Genomic DNA, 1192 nt, shown 5'->3' on the forward strand with positions numbered 1-1192 from the left:
GAATAGGGACCTTGCCCTGATAGGTCACTGGTCTGATCCCCATCCTCGTGTGACAGGTAGAGGGCTCTTTGCACATCAGCAGGGGTATGAGGAAATGCATCTCGTGGATAAAAGCTGTCTGAATAGGGACCTTGCCCTGATAGGTCACTGGTCTGATCCTCGTGTGACTGGTAGTATTGAGAGGTCTGATCCTCGTGTGACTGGTAGTATTGAGAGCTCGGGCCCTCATTAGGAGCGAACAGTTCGCTTGGATTAACGGTCGACGTGCTGCGACCAGCAGTATTTTCGGAGAATGTGTTTTCGGAGAATGGCATAGGAATTCCTCCTTTTTGTTAAAAGGATAGAACGGCAGGCAGGGAAATGCAAGAGGGAAAGAGACCCAATCTGATCGGTCATGGGATGGGTCGGGGAAGATCCGAGTGCCTCGTGTCCTGATCGAGTTAGGTCTAGGGCCACAGAGCCGTGGTGGCCCCTAACAACTTCTCTCCCTGACACTTTTTTGATGACAAAAAAAAGGGAGAGAGGAACTCTTCAAGCGCATCTCACCTTAACTGGGAGTGACAGATTGTACTATTATTGGTGATAGCGATTTTGGCTGTTTTCCCATGGTCAAGCTGTATGAGAAGTACCAGTGGCATTACCTCTTTCGCATCTGCGGAGACCATACCTGTGAGCATTGGTCTCCGCAAGGTCGTCTCTTGTCGACTTGCCCAGTCTCCGATCTGGTGAAGAAGCCTGGAACGCACTTTTATGGATCAGTCCGGCTGTGGCAAGAGCAGCAAATCGAGACGAATGTAAGCGCGCGTTGGGAATCGGCGAGATAAAAGCCTCTTACGCATTGGGAGACTCTATCTCTTGGATATCACGCAAGAACTTGCAAGTCCCATCCTTCCCGCCGGTGGCGGGAAAAAGGGAAAATTAAATAGCCCTGTCACCATGGGGGAAGAGGTGCGTTTCACTCCACCGTAGAACGGTGGCGGCTACGGCTTTTTCACACCGTGACAGCGTCCAATTTCGCTGACCGTCTACCAGCATAAAAAGGCAAAGATCATCAGGCGGCGAAGAAAAGGGAAAAAAATGGAAGAAGAGAGAAAAGAAATGGCGCTCAAACCACGCATACTTGTCCTGGGACACGCTGACCCCGCGACCGGCTATGGACGTGTTCTTTCCAGTATCTGTCGTCGTCTTGCGC

Annotated in this window: 1 protein-coding gene; it reads right to left on the reverse strand. The window is 51.0% G+C overall.

Features of this window, described 5'->3' with window-relative positions:
* Positions 1-314, reverse strand: a 314-nt coding sequence (locus F1593_RS28050; RefSeq protein WP_149404847.1) for a hypothetical protein, incomplete at its 3' end; no start/stop codon positions are given.
* Between the last annotated feature and the right edge of the window lie 878 nt (positions 315-1192).

Source organism: Dictyobacter arantiisoli, assembly GCF_008326305.1.
GTDB classification, from domain to species: Bacteria; Chloroflexota; Ktedonobacteria; order Ktedonobacterales; family Ktedonobacteraceae; genus Dictyobacter; species Dictyobacter arantiisoli.